The sequence below is a fragment of the Paraburkholderia sp. BR10937 genome (genome assembly GCF_040965695.1).
Lineage (GTDB): Bacteria > Pseudomonadota > Gammaproteobacteria > Burkholderiales > Burkholderiaceae > Paraburkholderia.
The window spans coordinates 1-17,442 of sequence record NZ_JBFRCL010000003.1 but is presented as its reverse complement, the minus strand read 5'-3'; the positions used below and the strand labels follow the sequence as shown (position 1 = coordinate 17,442).

Sequence of the window (17,442 nt, the reverse complement as noted above, 5' to 3'; positions counted from 1 at the left end):
GAACCATGAGTCAATTCGAAAATGCTGCTTTCGGAGCGGGGCACGACCACATCTTTCTGGGCGCGGCCCACGAAGACAACGAGCGCAGGACGTGGATGGTCATCGCGCTGTGCAGTGCGATGATGGTGGCTGAAATTGTTGGCGGAAGCCTTTTCGGCTCGCTGGCGCTCGTCGCCGATGGTCTGCACATGTCGACACACGCCGGCGCGATGCTGATCGCCGCTTTGGCATACACCTATGCGCGCAAGCACGCGACAGACAACCGCTTCGTTTTCGGTACCGGAAAGCTGGGCGACCTCGCGGGCTTTACCAGCGCCATTGTGCTCGCCATGATCGCGCTGCTGATCGGGTACGAGGCCGTTTCGCGGTTTCTCTCACCCGTGCCCATCCACTTCGGCCAGGCGATCCCCATCGCAGTTGTTGGCCTGCTGGTGAATCTCGCAAGCGTCTGGCTGCTCAGCGGCAACCATCACGGGCACAGTCACGGACATGAGCACAGCCACGGCCACAGGCATGGACATCAAGACGAACACAGTCACCAGGAAGAGGCGCATCGCATCTTCGGTAGCGCGGGCGTTTTCGCCGTGTCGGTCTTTGAAGATGGTGTGCCGCCCGTTTTCCGCATCACGCCTGAAACGGCTTCCTCGAAACTGCACGTCAATGCTGTTTCAGTGACAACGATCCGCCCCGACGGCACGCACCAGAGCTTCGCGTTTGCCGATCGCGGTGGCTATCTGGAGTCGAAGGACGACATTCCCGAGCCGCATGCCTTCAGGGCCGTCGTCCACCTGCCTGATGGCGAGCATTCAATCGAGTTCGAAGAACATGAGCACGACCACGACGACGCGCAGGCTGCCGCGAACCGCGACCACAACATCCGCTCGGCATACATCCATGTGATTGCGGACGCCGCGGTTTCCGTGCTGGCGATCATCGGCCTCCTGCTGGCCCGTGCGTTCGGCTGGGTCTGGATGGACCCGCTCGCAGGCGTAATCGGCGCGCTGGTCATTGCGAACTGGTCGTGGGGCTTGATGCGCGATACGGGAGGCATTCTGCTCGACATGAATCTGGACAAGCGCATGGCCGAAAACGTCCGTCATGTCGTCGAAGACAACGGCGACGCAGTGCTTGACCTGCATGTCTGGCGCGTCGGTCCCGGGCACATGAGTGCGGTAGTGTCGGTCGTCACCCATGAAGCGCAACGCGGTCCGAGCTTCTATCACGCGGCGCTGAAGCGCTTTAAGGGGCTGTCTCACGTGACGGTCGAAGTCAATCCGGCTCGTGCCGCCGCGTGAGCGATGGCTGTCAAATCGCCGTGCGTCGATGTGTGCGCGTTCGATGGCGAGACCGGGCTTTGCATCGGCTGCTTTCGTACCCGCGAAGAAATCGGGAACTGGAAGAAGATGACGGACCACCGGCGGCATCAGGTCGTCAATGACCGTCCACGGAGACAGGCAAAGCTGGCTAGAAAAGCGACCACGAGCGAAACAAACGGCTGAGGTCCGGCCCCTCGTCCCCTGACATCGCGTGCACCGGAACGCTGGCCACGGAGGACGGACGCGCCGCAAAGGCGTATCCAGGCACCAGCGCGCAACGACACGGGACTAATCACCGTCATTTTCGGTCTGGCGCCGACGACGAGGGAAAGTCGTTGCCATGCAAACGCGTGCGTCCCGCTTGTTCAACGCGGATCCGGTGCTCCCGAACGAGCGCCGCAGAATCGAAACAAGTGTAATCGTCTGTTAGCAGCACACCCGCAGAGCACTTTTACCGGCGGAAAACCGCCTGGGCTTTGGTACGATCCGGCCTTTCGTACATGGCTCAACCACCGTGAATCACCCGTATGTGTCGCTTTTTCGTGAACTCTGCGCACGCTGGGTGAAATCCGGTCGGTCAGGCGCTGCCAGGGCAGGCGCATTGACCGCGCGCCTTTTCGCCGCGACTTGGCACGGCATTCGCCATCCGACACGCCGCGGCTTTGCGCTGACGATTGCCGCGGTGCCTGCGCTGTCGCTCGCATATACGCTGGCCCTCATTCCATTTACCCCCCGCCTCGGTGACATCCGCAAGGCCCGCGTTGACCGTCCCGCACTGATCCTCTCCGCCGACGGCACCGTGCTCGCGGAATTCAAGCCGGTCAATCGCGAATGGGTCACGCTCAACCAGATTTCACCGCATGTGGTGGACGCCCTGATCGCGACCGAGGACCGCCGCTTCTATCAGCATCACGGCATTGACCTGAGGCGCATTCCGTCGGCGGCATTGCACACATTTGCCGGGGCCCGACAGGGTGGCTCCACCATCACGCAGCAGCTCGCGCGTAACCTGTATCCCGATGAAATCGGTCGCGCACCGACGTTGACACGCAAACTCAAGGAAGCGATTACTGCGCTCAAGATCGAGTCCGTGTACAGCAAGGACCAGATCCTCGAGACGTATCTCAACACCGTACCGTTCCTGTACAACGCGTACGGGGTCGAGATGGCGGCGCGCACCTACTTCGGAAAATCCGCTGCGGAGCTCGACGTTCTCGAGAGTGCAACGCTCGTTGGCATGCTGAAGGCGAATAGCACGTACAACCCCGTGCTCAATCCTGAGCGCGCACTGGAACGCCGCAATGCCGTACTCGAACAGATGTTGAAATACGGCAAGCTCAGTTCTGCTGATTATTCCTGGCTGAAGCAGCGACCGCTCGGTGTCAATTTCGAGCCGCAGGCCGAACCGGTCGGCTCCGCTCCGCATTTCACAGTACAACTGCGCAGGTGGTTGACCGCGTGGGCTGATCGCAACGGCTACAACATCTATTCGGACGGGCTCGTAGTGCGCACGACCATCGATTCCCGACTTCAGGCAATGGCGACGCAGGCCGTTGCCTGGCAGGCCAGCCAGCTGCAGTGGATCGCCAACGGCACCTGGAACGAGCGTACAGGCTGCTGGCCGGGTAACGAACTGTTCCAGTCCTTCATCAGGCAGACAGCGGAGTACCGGACCGCACGGGAGACCGGCCTCTCCGATCAGACCGCAGTCAGGAAGCTTGCGCAGGATGCGGCGTTTGTGGGCGCGCTCTGCCACAGCAAGACGCAGGTTCAGGCCGGATTCGTCGCCATCGATCCACGCAATGGGGATATCAAGGCGTGGGTCGGTAGCCGCGACTATCGCGATGAGCCATTCGATCACGTGCAGCAGGCCCGTCGGCAACCCGGCTCCACCTTCAAGGCTTTTGTGTATGGTGCGGCTTTTGCCGATGGTGCGCAACCAGGCGACACAATCGTCGACCGCAACGTTGCCATTGCATTGAAGGGTAATGCGGTGTGGCGGCCGACCGACCCCGAGCCCCCTACCGGCCGGCCGATGACACTGCGCAATGCGCTTGCCTTCTCACGCAATCGCGTGGCTGCCCAGCTCATGCAGCGGGAGGGACCGGCAAAGGTTGCGGCGCTTGCGCGTGAGATGGGCGTCCGCGAAAGTCCCCTTGATGCCGTGCCGTCTCTCGCCCTCGGCACAAGCCCGGTCACGCTCAAGGAGATGGTCTCGGCGTATTGCACGATCGCCAATCGGGGAGCCTATGTTGAGCCACGCATGGTGACGCGCATCGAAGATCGCAACGGCAACGTGCTCGCCGAGTTCCCTGTTGCGCGGCCAACGCAGGCGCTACCGCCTGCCGCTGCGCTCAAGCTGGTCGACGTGATGCGTGACGTCGTCAATCGGGGCACTGGCTCCGACATCAGGACGCGTTTCGGTATTCATGCCGACGTGGCGGGCAAGACCGGAACGACGCAGGACAACACGGACAGCTGGTTCATCCTGATCCAACCGCAGCTGGTCGCCGGTGCCTGGGTGGGCTTCGACGACGCACGCGTGACATTGCGCAACGACTACTGGGGCGAAGGCGCGCACGGTGCATTGCCGATGGTGGGGGCCTTCTATGACATGGCACTGCGCGCGCGGGTCGTTGATGCCCACGCGCAGCTTGCGCCCGTGAGCAGCCCGTCGAACGCAGGTCATGCGCGCAAGCACCATCATTTCCTCTTCTGGCGATTCTGACGCGTCAGTACATTCGATAATCTGCGGACTGGTGGAGGCGAACAGCCACAGGCTGGACGCCTGTGGCATTGCTGTTCGCGCTGTTGATCGCCCCCGGGCTGATAGTAGCAGCCTGCTTTTCCGCCCGGCCCGAAACAGGCGTGCTTCGCGGCCAGAGCGAGCCACCAAATAGCACCACGAGAAGCAGGCTGAGCGAAACAACAAGCAGAAGCATGCCCAAGAATAACCACCGGTTCGGGCTCATGATCTGCATGTATCTTTTATCGTTTTCATGGCATGCGATCGACGCAATCTATGTCCAGCGTAGGAGATTGCAGCGCACTGCGTAGAACGAGCACGGAAAATGGCGGCGTCAGGGTAGGTGTGAACAGAGAAATTCCGAAGACGACCGGTGCCTGACACATAGCATCGCGTGTCTGGATCGAGCGCGACATCTTACGGGCGGATGCCTTAAGGCATCCTTACGCGCTGCCGCCCATAATCTTGCACGAGCCTTAGGGTAACAAGGCGTCAGACGTTAGAATTTACAGTGGTTCTGCAAATCACCGCGACATTGTGACCGCTATAGCCCGTTTTTGTTAGCCGGCCAAGTCCGTCTCGCACATACATTCACTTGGGGAGGAACGTTTAATGAAGAAACCCACACTTGCTCACTTGACTTTCGCCGCTGCTGCAATCAGCCTCGCCAGCGCTGTCCACGCGACTGATGTCAACGTAGGCATAAATGTAGGTGCCCCTGTCGTGGTTGCCCCACCCCCACCTCCCGCTGTGGTCGTCACGCCCGGATGGTACGGCGACCGATATTGGGATGGTCACCGCTACTGGGATCGCGATGACTGGGAAAAACATCACCATCACGACAAGGGCTGGCACTGCCCCCCGGGCCACGCCAAAAAAGGCGAGTGCTAATCGGCTTTGCGTGACCACGGATCCCTACCACGGACGCCCCGCAGCGCTGCTGCTTGCCTCGTTGCCGCTCAACGGAATGGGAGCGACGCCCACTGGCGGCTTTGCGCCTGAAAGCCGACGTTGTGGTCGCACGGGGCTAAATGACTGCAACGGGTCGTGCTATGCCCTTTGCATCGAGCGCCCGACGACGTGCACTTGCCGCGCTTGGTCGTCGGGCTCTGGTTGGCCAACTGGAGACGATCGAGGTGAATTGGTGAACGGCTGACGTTCGGCACAAAGTAGACCGATGCGCAGATTGGGCGATTAGCCGACTGGCATGGGCAACATGCGTAGGTGTCGCAGCTTGCCTGTCGGTGGCGTCGATGAATGGGCGGTGGGCAGCGCCACTGGGAGCGCTTTAAGCGTTGCGCTGCATTCCGTACTACGGCAAACAACGGGGCCTTGGATCTCTGGTGACAAAGCTGCGAATGGCTCGACGAAGAGAATTGGCAGCAAGCGGACTTCTAGCACCCCGACTCCGACTCCATCACCACACTGCCGTTAGCAGAGACCTGACAGTATCGTTATGCGCCCTCTGGTTACGACAGGTTACATAGAGTGGTCTTCGTAAAAGATGGTAAGTATCCGCGCTGAGGCGCCGAAAAACTCGTCCGACCTGGCTGCTATGCTTCATTCAGTCGCCCAGTTCTACCGTGTTTTTGCGCGCGTAACCTGAAAACAGACGTCTGAATCCCGCTTCACAGACCTGCAGGCGTGCACTCGGATCGCCTCAAGATCATGCTGTTGCAAGTCGCGAACTATGACAGTGGTTGGGCGCTTCTGTGCGAGTGTCGAAAGCTTGCTGCACTCTGCCGGTCCTTTTTCATCGAAGCTAGTCAACGCGCGACAAACCCATGCTTCCACTTTTTACCGAGGTCGACGTCTCTAACGCAGCCCGGATTCAGCTTCGCCCGATCGAGATGTCCGACGCCCAAAGGATATTCGAAATCTGGTCCGATCGCGAAGTGATGCGCTTTTACGACTTGGCGCCGCTAAACAGCATCGACGATGCCCGGCTGCTTGTCTCAGCTATGCTCAAGGAGCTCGCGGAAGGACTAAGTGTGCGCTGGGCCATCGTATCGAAATGCAGCATGCGTTTCATTGGCTCATGCGGGTTTAGATTCGATTCCAAGTTCTATTCCGCAAGTATTAGCTTCGAATTGGAACGTCATTCATGGCGACAGGGATTGATGCGCGAAGCGCTAAACGCGGCGATTGCACATGCATATGACCACTGGCAAATCAACCGTATCCAGGCGATCACGAACCTCGACAACTACGCCTCGATTGGACTTCTGAGAAGCCTGGGATTTGTGGAAGAAGGTGTGATGCGGCAATGGGGCTACTGGAAAGAGGCCTTTCACGACGTCCATCTTTTCTCCCGGATCAGGGCCGATCAACGGACAATGCAGACATCACCGCCTGCGTGAGGTGATATGCCGACGGTCGCGCGCTGGCTGTTCCGGTGTGGTGCTCACTCTGGCATCTCATTCGTCAGCGATGGGATGGCGGATGACGAGCGCCCGGATCGACAATGTCCAGGATCAGCCGGCGAAGTATGCGTCCAGCGGCCCAGTCCCTGCTGGAGCAAGCGGCAAACATGAAGGCTGATGTGACGTTCTTCAGGCACGGGGGGGACTCGTCATCTCACCAGTGGTTTGCTCGGTCGCAATCCATACCGAGACGGTGCAAAACGCCATCTATCTGAGCGCTGGGCGCCGGCGTGACATGCAATCGGTTTTGACGCACAGGCTCTCCGGCCCCAAGGTCAGCGCTCGCGAGCACGCGTGCTATCCTCAACGCCATTCCCCGCCTTTTTCCTCGTCACGCATGTCGCTCCACGTCGATCACGCCGCACTCGCCAACACCACGTTTCGCAGCACCGCGCATCAGGAATGGGCCGCGAAACTCGAACTCGGCTTCGAGCGCCAGGGCGAACGTACCGCGCTCACCCATCGCCTGCACGCGGGGCCGTTGCGCGTGCAACGGCCGCTCTACCCCGAAGGCGATGCGATCTGTCACGCGGTGATCGTGCATCCGCCAGCAGGCATCGCGGGCGGCGACCGGCTCGACATCGACGTGAAGGTGGGCGATGGCGCTCACGCCGTGCTCACGACGCCAGGCGCGACCAAGTGGTACAAGTCGAACGGCCGCGTGGCGCGCCAACGCATCAACGTGCGCGTGGGCGCGGGCGCGAAGCTCGACTGCCTGCCGCAGAACAACCTCGTGTTCGACCACGCCCACGCCGAACTCGAATTCGCGCTCACGCTCGGCGCGGGGGCTACGGCCATCGGCTGGGACGCGACGCAACTGGGCCGCCAGGCCGCGGGCGAGCGCTGGTCGGCCGGCATGGTGCGAGCGCTCACGCGCGTAACGCGCGCGGCGCCGGAAGGCGAAGGCGACGATCAACTGCTCTGGCTCGAACGCGCCCTCATCGACGCCAACGACCCGCTGCGCGACGCGCCGCAAGGCCTCGCGGGCTACCCCGCTTTCGGCGTGCTGTGGGCGATCGGCCCCGCGTGCAACGAGGCGCTCGCGCAAGACCTCGCCGCCATCCTGCCCTTCGACGACGCGCTGCGCTCGGGCGCGACCTGCATCGCGCCGGGCGTGCTGCTCGTGCGCGTGGTCGGGCGTTCGATGGAACCGCTGCAGAACACGCTCACGCAGTGCTGGACGGCGCTGCGGCCGTTCGTGCATGGTGTGAAGGTCGCGCCGCTGCGCTTGTGGACGACCTGAGCGCACGTCATACGCACCGCTTCGGTGCGTATCGGCGCTTCCACGCACGATAACGCAGCGCAGCAACGCCAACGCGGTGCAGAATCACCTCGCAGTTGGTGCATCTACGCTGTCCCCTTCACTGGCACACACCTTGCTGTGAGCTTGCATCGATTCGTGCGCGCCGCGCGCGAGGCCGCAAGCTGCGCGTAACCTCGCTCCCGTAAGCTGGGTCGACAGACTTGCCCCAACCGACCCAATACGATGACGCGATGAAGCTCACGCCACGCGAGAAAGACAAGCTCCTGATCTTCACTGCCGCGCTGCTCGCCGAAAGGCGGCGCGAGCGCGGCCTCAAGCTCAACTACCCGGAAGCCGTCGCCTTCATCAGCGCGGCGCTGATGGAAGCGGCCCGCGACGGCAAGACCGTCGCCGAGGTCATGCATTACGGCACGACGCTGCTCACGCGCGACGACGTGATGGAAGGCGTGCCTGAGATGATCCCCGACATCCAGGTCGAAGCGACCTTCCCCGACGGCACCAAGCTCGTCACCGTCCACCATCCGATTCCATGAGTCGAAAGGAGCCAGCCATGATCCCCGGCGAACTGCTGATCGACGACGGCGAAATCGAACTGAACGCGGGCCGCGAGACCATTACCGTGAAGGTGGCCAACACGGGCGACCGCCCCGTGCAGATCGGCTCGCACTTCCACTTCTACGAGGTCAATGCCGCCCTCTCGTTCAACCGCGAGGCCGCGCGCGGCTTTCGCCTGAACATTGCGGCGGGCACGGCCGTGCGATTCGAGCCAGGACAGGAGCGCACCGTGGAACTCGTGGCGCTTGCGGGCGAGCGCGCCGTGTACGGCTTCAACGGCCAGGTGATGGGCCCGCTCTGAGCGCGGCCAGCGAATTCAGGCGAATTCATCAGGAACCCGACATGACATTGAAGATCGGCCGCCGCGCCTACGCGGAGATGTTCGGCCCCACCACCGGCGACCGCGTGCGTCTCGCCGATACCGAACTCATCATCGAGATCGAGCGCGACTACACCGTCTACGGCGACGAAGTGAAGTTCGGCGGCGGCAAGGTGATCCGCGACGGCATGGGCCAGTCGCAGCGGGTGCACGCGGAAGTCGCGGACACCGTCGTCACGAACGCCGTGATCGTCGATCACTGGGGTATCGTGAAGGCCGACATCGGCATCAAGGACGGGCGCATCTGGAAGATCGGCAAGGCCGGCAACCCGGACGTGCAGCCAGGCGTGACGATTCCCATTGGCGCCGCGACCGAAGTGATCGCGGGCGAAGGCCAGATCGTCACGGCGGGCGGCATCGACACGCATATCCATTTCATCAGCCCGCAGCAGATCGACGAAGCGCTCGCCTCGGGCGTGACGACCATGCTGGGCGGCGGCACAGGCCCCGCCACGGGCACCAACGCCACCACCTGCACGCCGGGCCCGTGGCATATGGAGCGCATGCTGCAGGCCGCGGACGGCTGGCCGATCAATCTCGGCTTTCTAGGCAAGGGCAACGTGAGTTTGCCGAAACCCGCCGAAGAACAGATCGCCGCGGGTGCGATCGGCCTGAAGCTGCATGAGGACTGGGGCTCGACGCCCGCCGCCATCGATAATTGCCTGAGCGTGGCGGACGCAACGGACACGCAGGTGGCCATTCACACCGACACGCTCAACGAGTCGGGCTTCGTGGAAGCGACTGTCGCCGCCTTCAAGGGCCGCACGATCCATACGTACCACACCGAGGGCGCGGGCGGCGGCCACGCGCCCGATATCATCAAGGTGTGCGGTGAAGCGAACGTGCTGCCCTCGTCGACGAACCCCACACGCCCGTACACGATCAACACGCTCGACGAGCATCTCGACATGCTGATGGTGTGCCATCACCTCGACCCGTCGATTGCCGAAGACATTGCGTTTGCCGAGTCGCGCATCCGCCGCGAGACCATCGCCGCCGAGGACATCCTCCACGATCTCGGTGCGCTGTCGATGCTTTCTTCGGATTCCCAGGCGATGGGCCGCGTGGGCGAAGTCATCATCCGCACGTGGCAGACCGCGCACAAGATGAAGGTGCAGCGCGGCGCGCTGCCCGGGGACAACGCGCGCCACGACAATTTCCGCGTGAAGCGCTATGTGGCGAAGTACACGATCAACCCGGCGCTCACGCACGGCATCGCGCACGAAGTGGGATCGCTCGAACCGGGCAAATGGGCCGACCTCGTGTTCTGGGAACCGGCGTTCTTCGGCATCAAGCCTTCGCTCATCCTCAAGGGCGGCATGATCGCGCTCGCGCAGATGGGCGACCCGAACGCCTCGATCCCCACGCCCCAGCCCGTGCATTACCGCGAGATGTTCGCCACGCGCGGGCGGGCGCTTGCACAAACGTCGCTCACCTTCGTGTCGCAACTCTCGCTCGACAAACGCATGCCCGAGCGCTACGGCCTGCAAAAGCGCGTGGTGGCGGTACGCAACTGCCGCAGCGTGACGAAGGCCGACATGATTCACAATGCCTGGCAGCCGACGATCAGCGTCGATCCCGAAACGTACCAGGTCGTCGCCGACGGCCAGTTGCTCACCTGCGAGCCCGCCACGGTACTGCCTATGGCACAGCGTTACTTCCTGTTCTAAAGTTTAGCCATGCGCACGATCGATAAACGACTCAATGCGAAGCTCGCGCCCGTTCTTGTGAAGCGGGCGCCCACGCTCACGCTGCCCTACTACGCGCGCTGCAAGAGCCGCCTCGCGGCCACGCTCGACACGGGCGAGGAAGTGGGCGTCGTGCTGCCGCGCGGCACGGTGCTGCGCGACGGCGACCTGCTCGTGGCCGACGACGGCGGCCTCGTGCGCGTGATCGCGGCGGCCGAGTCGGTACTGCGTGTACGCGCGCCCGACCGCCTCACGCTCACGCGCGCCGCGTATCACCTCGGCAATCGCCATACGCCGGTGGAAGTGGGGGCGGACGAACTCAGGCTCGAAGCGGACCCCGTGCTCGAAGACATGCTCAAGCGCCTGGGCGCGCAGGTGGAGCGTGTGGAGTTGCCCTTCCAGCCGGAATCGGGCGCATACAGTGGTCAAAGCGGCGGCGGCCACCGCCACGGCCACGACGAAACCTTCGCCGAAGATTACGCGCTTGCGCAGCGCGTGTACGAGGAGCACGACGGGCACCACGCTCACGCGCAAGCGCACGACCACGGGCACGACCCTGCGCACGGTCATTCGCACAATCACGCCCGTGGCGACAATCACGCGCATGACCACGATTGCGGACACGACCATGGTCATTGCGACGGCCACGCGCACGACCACAGCCATGAACATCGCTGAGCTCACCGCCCTGCTGCATCTCGCGTCGCCGGCGCTGCCCGTCGGCGCGTTCAGCTACTCGCAGGGACTCGAAGCCGCAATCGATGCGCAACTCGTCACGAACGCCGACGACGCCGCGCACTGGATAGCGGGCGGCCTCGCGAACGTGCTCGCCTGCGGCGAGCTACCTTTTGTGGCGCACCAGATGGAACGCTGGCGCTCGCACGACGCACCCGCGCTGATTATTGCCAACGAGGAATTCGTCGCGAGCCGCGAATCGGCGGAACTGCGGCGCGAAACCGCGCAGATGGGCTGGTCGCTGCGCCAGCTCTGCGCGCAGCTCGAATGGGGCGATGCCGCGCGGCGCTCGACGCTCGAGCGCATGACGCCCATTGCGCAGCCCACGGCCTTCGCATTCGCCGCGTGGGCCCACGCGGCTGCGCCAGACGCCGCGCTCGCCGCCTACGCGTTCAGCTGGATAGAGAACCAGACGGCCGCCGCGCTCAAGGCGGTGCCGCTGGGCCAACTCGCCGGGCAGCGCATCATCGTCACGCTGCGGCCCGCAATCGAACGAGCCGTGGCGCGCGCACTTGCCACGCCGCCCGAGGCGCTCAACACCTTCGCGCCGCAACTCGGCGTGCTTTCTGCGCGCCACGAATCGCAATACTCGCGGCTTTTCCGCTCCTGACACACACGAACCATGAATTCGCACGCACCCAGCAAACGAACGAAGAAACTGCCGCCGCTGCGCGTCGGCGTGGGCGGACCGGTCGGCTCCGGCAAGACGACCTTGCTCGAAATGCTCTGCAAGGCCATGCGCGAGCGCTACGACCTCGTCGCCATTACCAACGACATCTACACGAAGGAAGACCAGCGCCTCTTGACCGTCGCGGGCGCCCTGCCCGCCGAGCGCATCATGGGCGTGGAAACGGGCGGCTGCCCGCACACGGCGATCCGCGAAGACGCATCGATCAATCTCGAAGCCGTCGACCAGATGCTCACGCGCTTTCCCGATGCGGACATCGTCTTCATCGAATCGGGCGGCGACAATCTAGCGGCGACCTTCAGCCCCGAGCTTTCGGACCTCACGATCTATGTGATCGACGTGGCGGGCGGCGAAAAGATTCCGCGCAAGGGCGGCCCCGGCATCACGAAGTCGGACCTGCTCGTCATCAACAAGACCGACCTCGCGCCGCTCGTGGGTGCGAACCTCGACATCATGGCCTCGGACGCGAAGAAGATGCGTGGCGAGCGGCCTTTCGTGATGTGCAATTTGAAGGCGCTCGAGGGGCTCGATGAGGTGATCGCGTTCATCGAAAAACGAGGCCTCCTGGTCACAGAAAGCGCTTGAGCCCATCGACGTCCCACCACCGGTCTCTCAGATTGACGGATCGATGTAGTCGGCGTTTTTCACGATCCAGTCCGGGTTCAGGTGTGACCTGTCCTCATAGAGGGCCGACCATTTTCCCGTCACGCGGATGCACGCTTCATCCACACACAGGCGCGCCTCGGGGTCGATGATCGAGGCATTGTCGCGCTGGGCAAGCGCGATCAGTTCCTTGCGAACACTCTCTTGCAGGCCATCGATTTTCACGCGTTGCTCAGCCTCGCGTGGGTCGAAGCGGCCGACTCTCGATAAAAATACGTGCGGGTCAAACGGGTCGCCTATCGGATTGTCGAGCAGCACATAGACCTTTTTGTTCTGCGCCTGCAGCTCCCTGACTTCCCGATCGAGTTCGGCGAATGCCGCCGCTCTTCCTGCTGGCGTGGCCAGACTCAGTTCCTTCTGGCCGCTGACCAGGTAGTAGCCCGGGGCGTTGAAGTAGTAACTCCAGTAGCCGCCGATCACAACCGTCGTTATTCGGCGATTCGCGGCCTTCGCCAGCGCCTCGCGCCGGACTGACCCGCACTCCGAATCGACCGGCAAATCATGATCTAAAACGTGTGGAATGGGAGGACAAGCCGCGGCGACAGCAAAGATGGCGCCGTTCTTTGAAGGGTTGGCCTCCTCATCCGCGTAGACGCGTTCGGCATACTGGGCGACATGCGAATCGCCGAGAAAAAGCGTCGCGGCCTTCCGGTCTTCGTGCAAGGGATAGATGCCGTCCCGAGCCTGCCCATCCGGACTTCTTAGCGCGAGGAAGTGCCACCCTGTCCGCGTGGCCAGGTTGACGGCATCGAAGCGGGGACCGATGAGCGCATCCTTGATCGCTACGCCGCTAACCATCATCAGCACGAGGCCGAGAACCAGCAGAAGCGCCGTTCGATTCGCAGAGCGATGCCAGCGAATCTTCCTCTCGACAAAGCGGTGCGTGAGCCAGGCGAGCAAGATTGATAGCAATACCACGGCAATCTTCGTGGGGTGACCATTGTCCGGCCAGACGAGATGGGCGAAAGACAACAACGGCCAATGCCAGAGATAAAGCGGGTAGCTAATCAGCCCGCAAGTCACGAACGGGCGACTCGAGAGAACGGTGCGATTGATCCACGCGCCTGAACCCGCTGCGATGACGAAGAATGTGCCCATCGTCGGCAACAACGCCCACAATCCTGGAAATGGCCGCTCGTGATTGATCAGCAAGAATCCTGACAGCAAGAGACCCACTCCCATTGCACAGAGCAGGTTGGCGCATCGGCCAACCAGATCCGGGCGACGCAAAGCGATATAGGCAAGCGAGCCGCCAACCATGAGTTCCCAGAAGCGGGAAAGGGGCGAGTAGAAGGCAGCAACGGGATCCCGCCAGGCAAGCCATACGCTGATGCCGAAGGACATCGCCAGGATCGCCCCGTTCACGACCGAGAAGCGCCAGCGATGTGTCCACGCATAGCTCAATAGCAGGGGCCAGAATATGTAGTATTGCTCTTCAACCGCAAGGCTCCAGAGATGCAACAGCGGTTTGGCCTCGTGACCGCTATCGAAGTAGCCGCTCTCGCTCCACAAGACAAAATTCTGGACGAAGGACGTCCCGCCGACGATGTGCTTCCCGAGTTGCGGGTACTCGTCTCGCAGCAGCACGAGCCAACCGGTAGCCGCGCAAAAGAACAATACAAGAAGAAGCGCGGGGAAAATTCGGCGGATACGCTTGCAGTAGAAATCAGCAATACTGAATTTGTCGCGCTCGAGATTCGTGAGAATGATGGTGGTAATGAGATATCCGGAGATGACAAAGAAAACGTCGACCCCGATAAATCCACCCGCCATTCGGCTTGGGAACGCATGAAAGAGAATCACTCCCATAACCGCAATTGCTCGCAGGCCGTCGACGTGTGGGCGATATTCATGCGTCGATACGCTGCGGGTCGCGGCTCGATCCGGCGGACTATCGAGCACTTCCGTCGCGGACGGAACCGGCAGCACTTGCGGGGTAATCGTCGGTGACATGAACTGGCCTTCGATGACTGCATGTCGGTGAAGCGGACGCAGGCGACACCGATAATCAGCAATGCGTTCCTTACGCGGACGTGGCCCGAACGCAAATCAACCACGTGAACCCAGTACACCCGCGCTCAGGTTTGAGCGTATGTGCGCATACGTACGCATCGCTGCGCGTGAAGGTATGCAATGACCCAATCCTTTCATGCGCCTATAAGCCACCCTTCATGCGTCTATACATTGCCCTTCACGCGTCCGTTTTTGTCCCTTTCAAAAGACGGACTTTCAAATAACAAACAAAACGCTCCAAGGTGAAAATGACGCCGGCTTATCCGGAGTTGCGCCTGCCAGACCGACGTTCCCAGTGGCGCTGCCCCACGGGCTCGCGCTTTGCATTGGCGCCGCAATGCTCGTCGTCGACCAACGATCGGTGGATGATAGTTAGTTTTGCGATATTAATTCTCGAGAAAATATAGCAACACGAAGATTGGCAGCGGTCAGATACGGAGAAGGTAGAAAGTCATGGCTGCGATCGTTGCCGGTTTGATCGCCCTTGTCGTCGTTGGGTGACTTGCGCATGCGCTACCGCGCACAAATTCACGCATCGGAGACGAGCGCCTGCACGACGTCCACCGTGCGTGCCGTCGCGCCGCGGTGGCGCGAGGCGAATGCCGCCGCGGCCGCGCCCATCGCGACCCGGCGCGGCTTGTCGTTGAAGAGTTCGCGCAACGCGCGCGCGAGATCGGCGGGATCCTGAACCTGCAGGGCCGCGCCCGCGGCCGTGGCGTCGGCGGTGGCCTGCGTGAAATTGAATACGTGCGGCCCGATCAGCACCGGCACACCCACGGCGCACGCTTCGATCAGGTTCTGGCCGCCGAGCGGCAGAAGACTGCCGCCAATGAACGCGAGGTCGGCGGCGGCGTAATAGGCGCCCATCTCCCCCATCGAATCGCCGAGCAGCACGCTCACGTCCTGCGGCAACAAACGCACGCCCGCATGCGCGGAGGCCGCGGCAGCCGCGGCCGGCGCCCAGCGCGAGCGTCGTTCGAGCTTGTAGTTCTTGCGCTCCACGAGCGCGGCTACCTCGTCGAAGCGCTGCGGATGGCGCGGCACGAGGATCAGCAGCGCATCCGGCACATTAAGTGCCGCGAAGGCCTGCAGCACGAGCTCCTCTTCCCCTTCGCGCGTGCTCGCCGCCACCCACACCGACCGCTCGCCGATCGCGCGCCGCCATTCACGGCCCCGCGCGATCAGCGCCGGCGGGCTCGCCATGTCGAACTTGAGATTGCCGAGCACCGCCACATTGCGCGCGCCGAGCGCGGTGAGGCGCTCCGCATCGGAGGGGCTTTGCGCGAGCACCCGCGTGAAGCCGCCAAACACCTCGCGTGTGCCCGCGCCGAACTTCGCCGCGCGCTTGAACGAGCGCGCCGACATGCGCGCGTTGGTGAGCACGAGCGGCACGTCGGCACGCTTGCACTCGTCGATGAGCGTGGGCCAGACCTCGGTTTCCATCACGAGACCAAGCGACGGCCGCCACGCGTGCAGAAAGCGCCGCACGGCGTGCGGCATGTCGTACGGCAGGTAGCAGCGCAGCACGCGATTGCCGAACAGCTGCTCGCCGGTGGCGCGGCCACCCGGCGTCATGTGCGTGAGCAGAATGCGCGCGTCAGGCCGCGCCGCCAGCAGCGCGTCGACGAGCGGCTGAGCCGCGCGGGTTTCGCCCACGGAGACAGCGTGCACCCAGATGAGCGCCGCATCGTCCTCGGGCAAGCGCCCTGCCGCATAGCCGAAACGCTCGCCGATATGCTCTCGATAGCCGCGCTCGCGGCGCGAGCGAATGAATAGCCGCAGCACCGCGAGCGGGGCAATGAGCCACCAGGCCGCGCGATAGATTGCTCTCAGCATCGGGCCTCCGCGTCGGCCAGGGTCATGCGAAACGCCGCGGCCGCGCGGCACGAGGCGTGGATCGGCAAGCTCGTCGCACGTGGATTCAAACCAGTTCCTTGCCCTTGAGGCGTTCGAGAATGCCGAGCGGCGCCCATTCGGGATGCACCATGTCCTTCACCGGCAGGAAGAAGGTCTGCTCCATCATGAACTGACCGGACATCACGGCATGCGACGTGTGATCGGAGAAGCACACCCAGACGCTGCCCGGCGGAAAACCGATGGTCTCCTGCGGGCACGCCTTCTGGTAATCGAGATCAGCCTTCATGCCGTCGTGGAGATTGAGCATCAGATGGTCGTACTCGCTGCGCTGCGACTTCGTGATGTGCAGCAGGTTCTGCAGCCACGCCGAGCCCGGAAACTGCGGCTTGATGTTCGGCAGGAAGCGTTTTGCCATGTCCTCGAACGGCTCGCCCACGCGCCACACGCGCGGCACGCCGTTCGGGTTGACGTTGGTGAACACGCGCAGGATGCGCTCGCCATAGTTCGGACGCGAGGGAAAGGCATCCACGTGCAGGCGCGAATCGTCCTTGCGCCACGAGGTCTGGCGCGTTTCCACCTGATGCAGGCGCAGGCTCGTGGGCGCGACACGCAGCTTGCCGGTGTACTCGGGAAAGAGGCCGTCGACCAGCGTGCGCGCGCAGGTCTGGTAACGCGCGATCAGCGCGCGCACGGCAGACTGCGTGACGGTGTCGCCGAGCACGCCGTGCAGCGCGCCGCCGTTCGGGTCGAGGCTGATGTTCTTGCGCTTGGGGTCGGCGATCGCGGGGTCGAGCAGCGCGCGCTCGCCGCCCTCGATCGCAAAGGCCAGGTTCGGGAAATACAGCACCTTGCCCTGCTCGACGGCGTCGAGCAGCGTCTCGCGCGGTTGCGAGAGCTGCTGGCCATGCCAGTCGGCGGAAGTGACTTCGATGATCTGGGATTCGTTCATGGTCGCCCCTGGAGCGATGGATCTGATTGCCTGCCGGTGCGGCGCGCTGCGAGCGTGGTGCGCTTGATTGCCGTCTCGCGCGCCGCATGCCGGCCAGGCCCTGGCGCGCGCTGGTGCACGTCTGTGCACCCTCGTGCGCGCCGATTCTTATACCCGCAGCCTCAGT

Annotated in this window: 16 protein-coding genes; 12 read left to right on the top strand and 4 right to left on the bottom strand. The window is 62.9% G+C overall.

Going from position 1 to position 17,442, the window contains the following annotated elements:
* Nucleotides 1–5: 5 nt before the first annotated feature.
* From dmeF to AB4Y44_RS03490, 3 genes are all read left to right on the top strand, one after another.
* Complete coding sequence (gene dmeF / locus AB4Y44_RS03500; RefSeq protein WP_368698726.1) at nucleotides 6–1,295, top strand: CDF family Co(II)/Ni(II) efflux transporter DmeF; 1,290 nt, start codon at nucleotides 6–8, stop codon at nucleotides 1,293–1,295.
* A 3-nt stretch (nucleotides 1,296–1,298) separates the two neighbouring features.
* On the top strand, nucleotides 1,299–1,499 hold the full coding sequence (locus tag AB4Y44_RS03495; protein ID WP_368698725.1) for a DUF1289 domain-containing protein: 201 nt from the start codon (nucleotides 1,299–1,301) through the stop codon (nucleotides 1,497–1,499).
* A 331-nt stretch (nucleotides 1,500–1,830) separates the two neighbouring features.
* Entirely contained in the window at nucleotides 1,831–4,044 is a 2,214-nt protein-coding gene (locus AB4Y44_RS03490; protein WP_368698724.1) for a penicillin-binding protein 1A, read from the top strand.
* A gap of 4 nt (nucleotides 4,045–4,048) precedes the next feature.
* Here the strand turns inward: AB4Y44_RS03490 and AB4Y44_RS03485 are convergent, their stop codons facing one another.
* A complete protein-coding gene (locus AB4Y44_RS03485) occupies nucleotides 4,049–4,297 on the bottom strand; it encodes a hypothetical protein (protein WP_368698723.1) in 249 nt (82 codons plus the stop codon).
* Between the two features lie 377 nt (nucleotides 4,298–4,674).
* Between AB4Y44_RS03485 and AB4Y44_RS03480 the strand changes: the two genes are divergently transcribed.
* The 9 genes from AB4Y44_RS03480 (at nucleotide 4,675) to ureG (ending at nucleotide 12,379) form a co-directional block, all read left to right on the top strand.
* Complete coding sequence (locus AB4Y44_RS03480) at nucleotides 4,675–4,953, top strand: hypothetical protein (protein ID WP_368698722.1); 279 nt, start codon at nucleotides 4,675–4,677, stop codon at nucleotides 4,951–4,953.
* Between the two features lie 893 nt (nucleotides 4,954–5,846).
* The gene (locus AB4Y44_RS03475) at nucleotides 5,847–6,422 is read left to right on the top strand and encodes a GNAT family N-acetyltransferase (protein ID WP_368698721.1); all 576 of its coding nucleotides are present in this window, start codon (nucleotides 5,847–5,849) and stop codon (nucleotides 6,420–6,422) included.
* Nucleotides 6,423–6,822: 400 nt separating this feature from the next.
* Nucleotides 6,823–7,728 (top strand): urease accessory protein UreD, encoded by a 906-nt coding sequence (locus AB4Y44_RS03470; protein ID WP_368698720.1) that lies wholly within the window; start codon nucleotides 6,823–6,825, stop codon nucleotides 7,726–7,728.
* Nucleotides 7,729–7,979: 251 nt separating this feature from the next.
* Nucleotides 7,980–8,282 carry an urease subunit gamma gene (ureA, locus tag AB4Y44_RS03465; RefSeq protein WP_028208480.1) on the top strand — a complete coding sequence of 101 codons (303 nt, stop codon included), beginning with the start codon at nucleotides 7,980–7,982 and terminating at the stop codon, nucleotides 8,280–8,282.
* 17 nt (nucleotides 8,283–8,299) lie between these two features.
* Entirely contained in the window at nucleotides 8,300–8,605 is a 306-nt protein-coding gene (locus tag AB4Y44_RS03460) for an urease subunit beta (RefSeq protein WP_368698719.1), read from the top strand.
* Between the two features lie 41 nt (nucleotides 8,606–8,646).
* Nucleotides 8,647–10,353 (top strand): urease subunit alpha, encoded by a 1,707-nt coding sequence (gene ureC / locus AB4Y44_RS03455; RefSeq protein WP_324158462.1) that lies wholly within the window; start codon nucleotides 8,647–8,649, stop codon nucleotides 10,351–10,353.
* A 9-nt stretch (nucleotides 10,354–10,362) separates the two neighbouring features.
* Nucleotides 10,363–11,049 (top strand): urease accessory protein UreE, encoded by a 687-nt coding sequence (gene ureE / locus AB4Y44_RS03450; protein WP_368698718.1) that lies wholly within the window; start codon nucleotides 10,363–10,365, stop codon nucleotides 11,047–11,049.
* Nucleotides 11,036–11,716: an urease accessory protein UreF gene (locus AB4Y44_RS03445; protein ID WP_368698717.1), complete on the top strand. Its 681-nt coding sequence runs from the start codon at nucleotides 11,036–11,038 to the stop codon at nucleotides 11,714–11,716. Before ureE ends, AB4Y44_RS03445 begins: the two co-directional genes overlap by 14 nt.
* A 12-nt stretch (nucleotides 11,717–11,728) precedes the next feature.
* Nucleotides 11,729–12,379, top strand: a complete 651-nt coding sequence (gene ureG, locus AB4Y44_RS03440) for an urease accessory protein UreG (RefSeq protein ID WP_368698716.1) — start codon at nucleotides 11,729–11,731, stop codon at nucleotides 12,377–12,379.
* Nucleotides 12,380–12,406: 27 nt separating this feature from the next.
* Here ureG and AB4Y44_RS03435 read toward each other — a convergent pair whose 3' ends face one another.
* The 3 genes from AB4Y44_RS03435 to AB4Y44_RS03425 all read right to left on the bottom strand — a co-directional run bounded on the left by AB4Y44_RS03435 (nucleotide 12,407) and on the right by AB4Y44_RS03425 (nucleotide 17,276).
* Nucleotides 12,407–14,410, bottom strand: a complete 2,004-nt coding sequence (locus tag AB4Y44_RS03435; RefSeq protein ID WP_368698715.1) for an acyltransferase family protein — start codon at nucleotides 14,408–14,410, stop codon at nucleotides 12,407–12,409.
* A gap of 588 nt (nucleotides 14,411–14,998) precedes the next feature.
* Nucleotides 14,999–16,306 carry a lipid IV(A) 3-deoxy-D-manno-octulosonic acid transferase gene (gene waaA, locus AB4Y44_RS03430; protein ID WP_368698714.1) on the bottom strand — a complete coding sequence of 436 codons (1,308 nt, stop codon included), beginning with the start codon at nucleotides 16,304–16,306 and terminating at the stop codon, nucleotides 14,999–15,001.
* An 85-nt stretch (nucleotides 16,307–16,391) separates the two neighbouring features.
* A complete protein-coding gene (locus tag AB4Y44_RS03425) occupies nucleotides 16,392–17,276 on the bottom strand; it encodes a Kdo hydroxylase family protein (protein WP_368698713.1) in 885 nt (294 codons plus the stop codon).
* Between the last annotated feature and the right edge of the window lie 166 nt (nucleotides 17,277–17,442).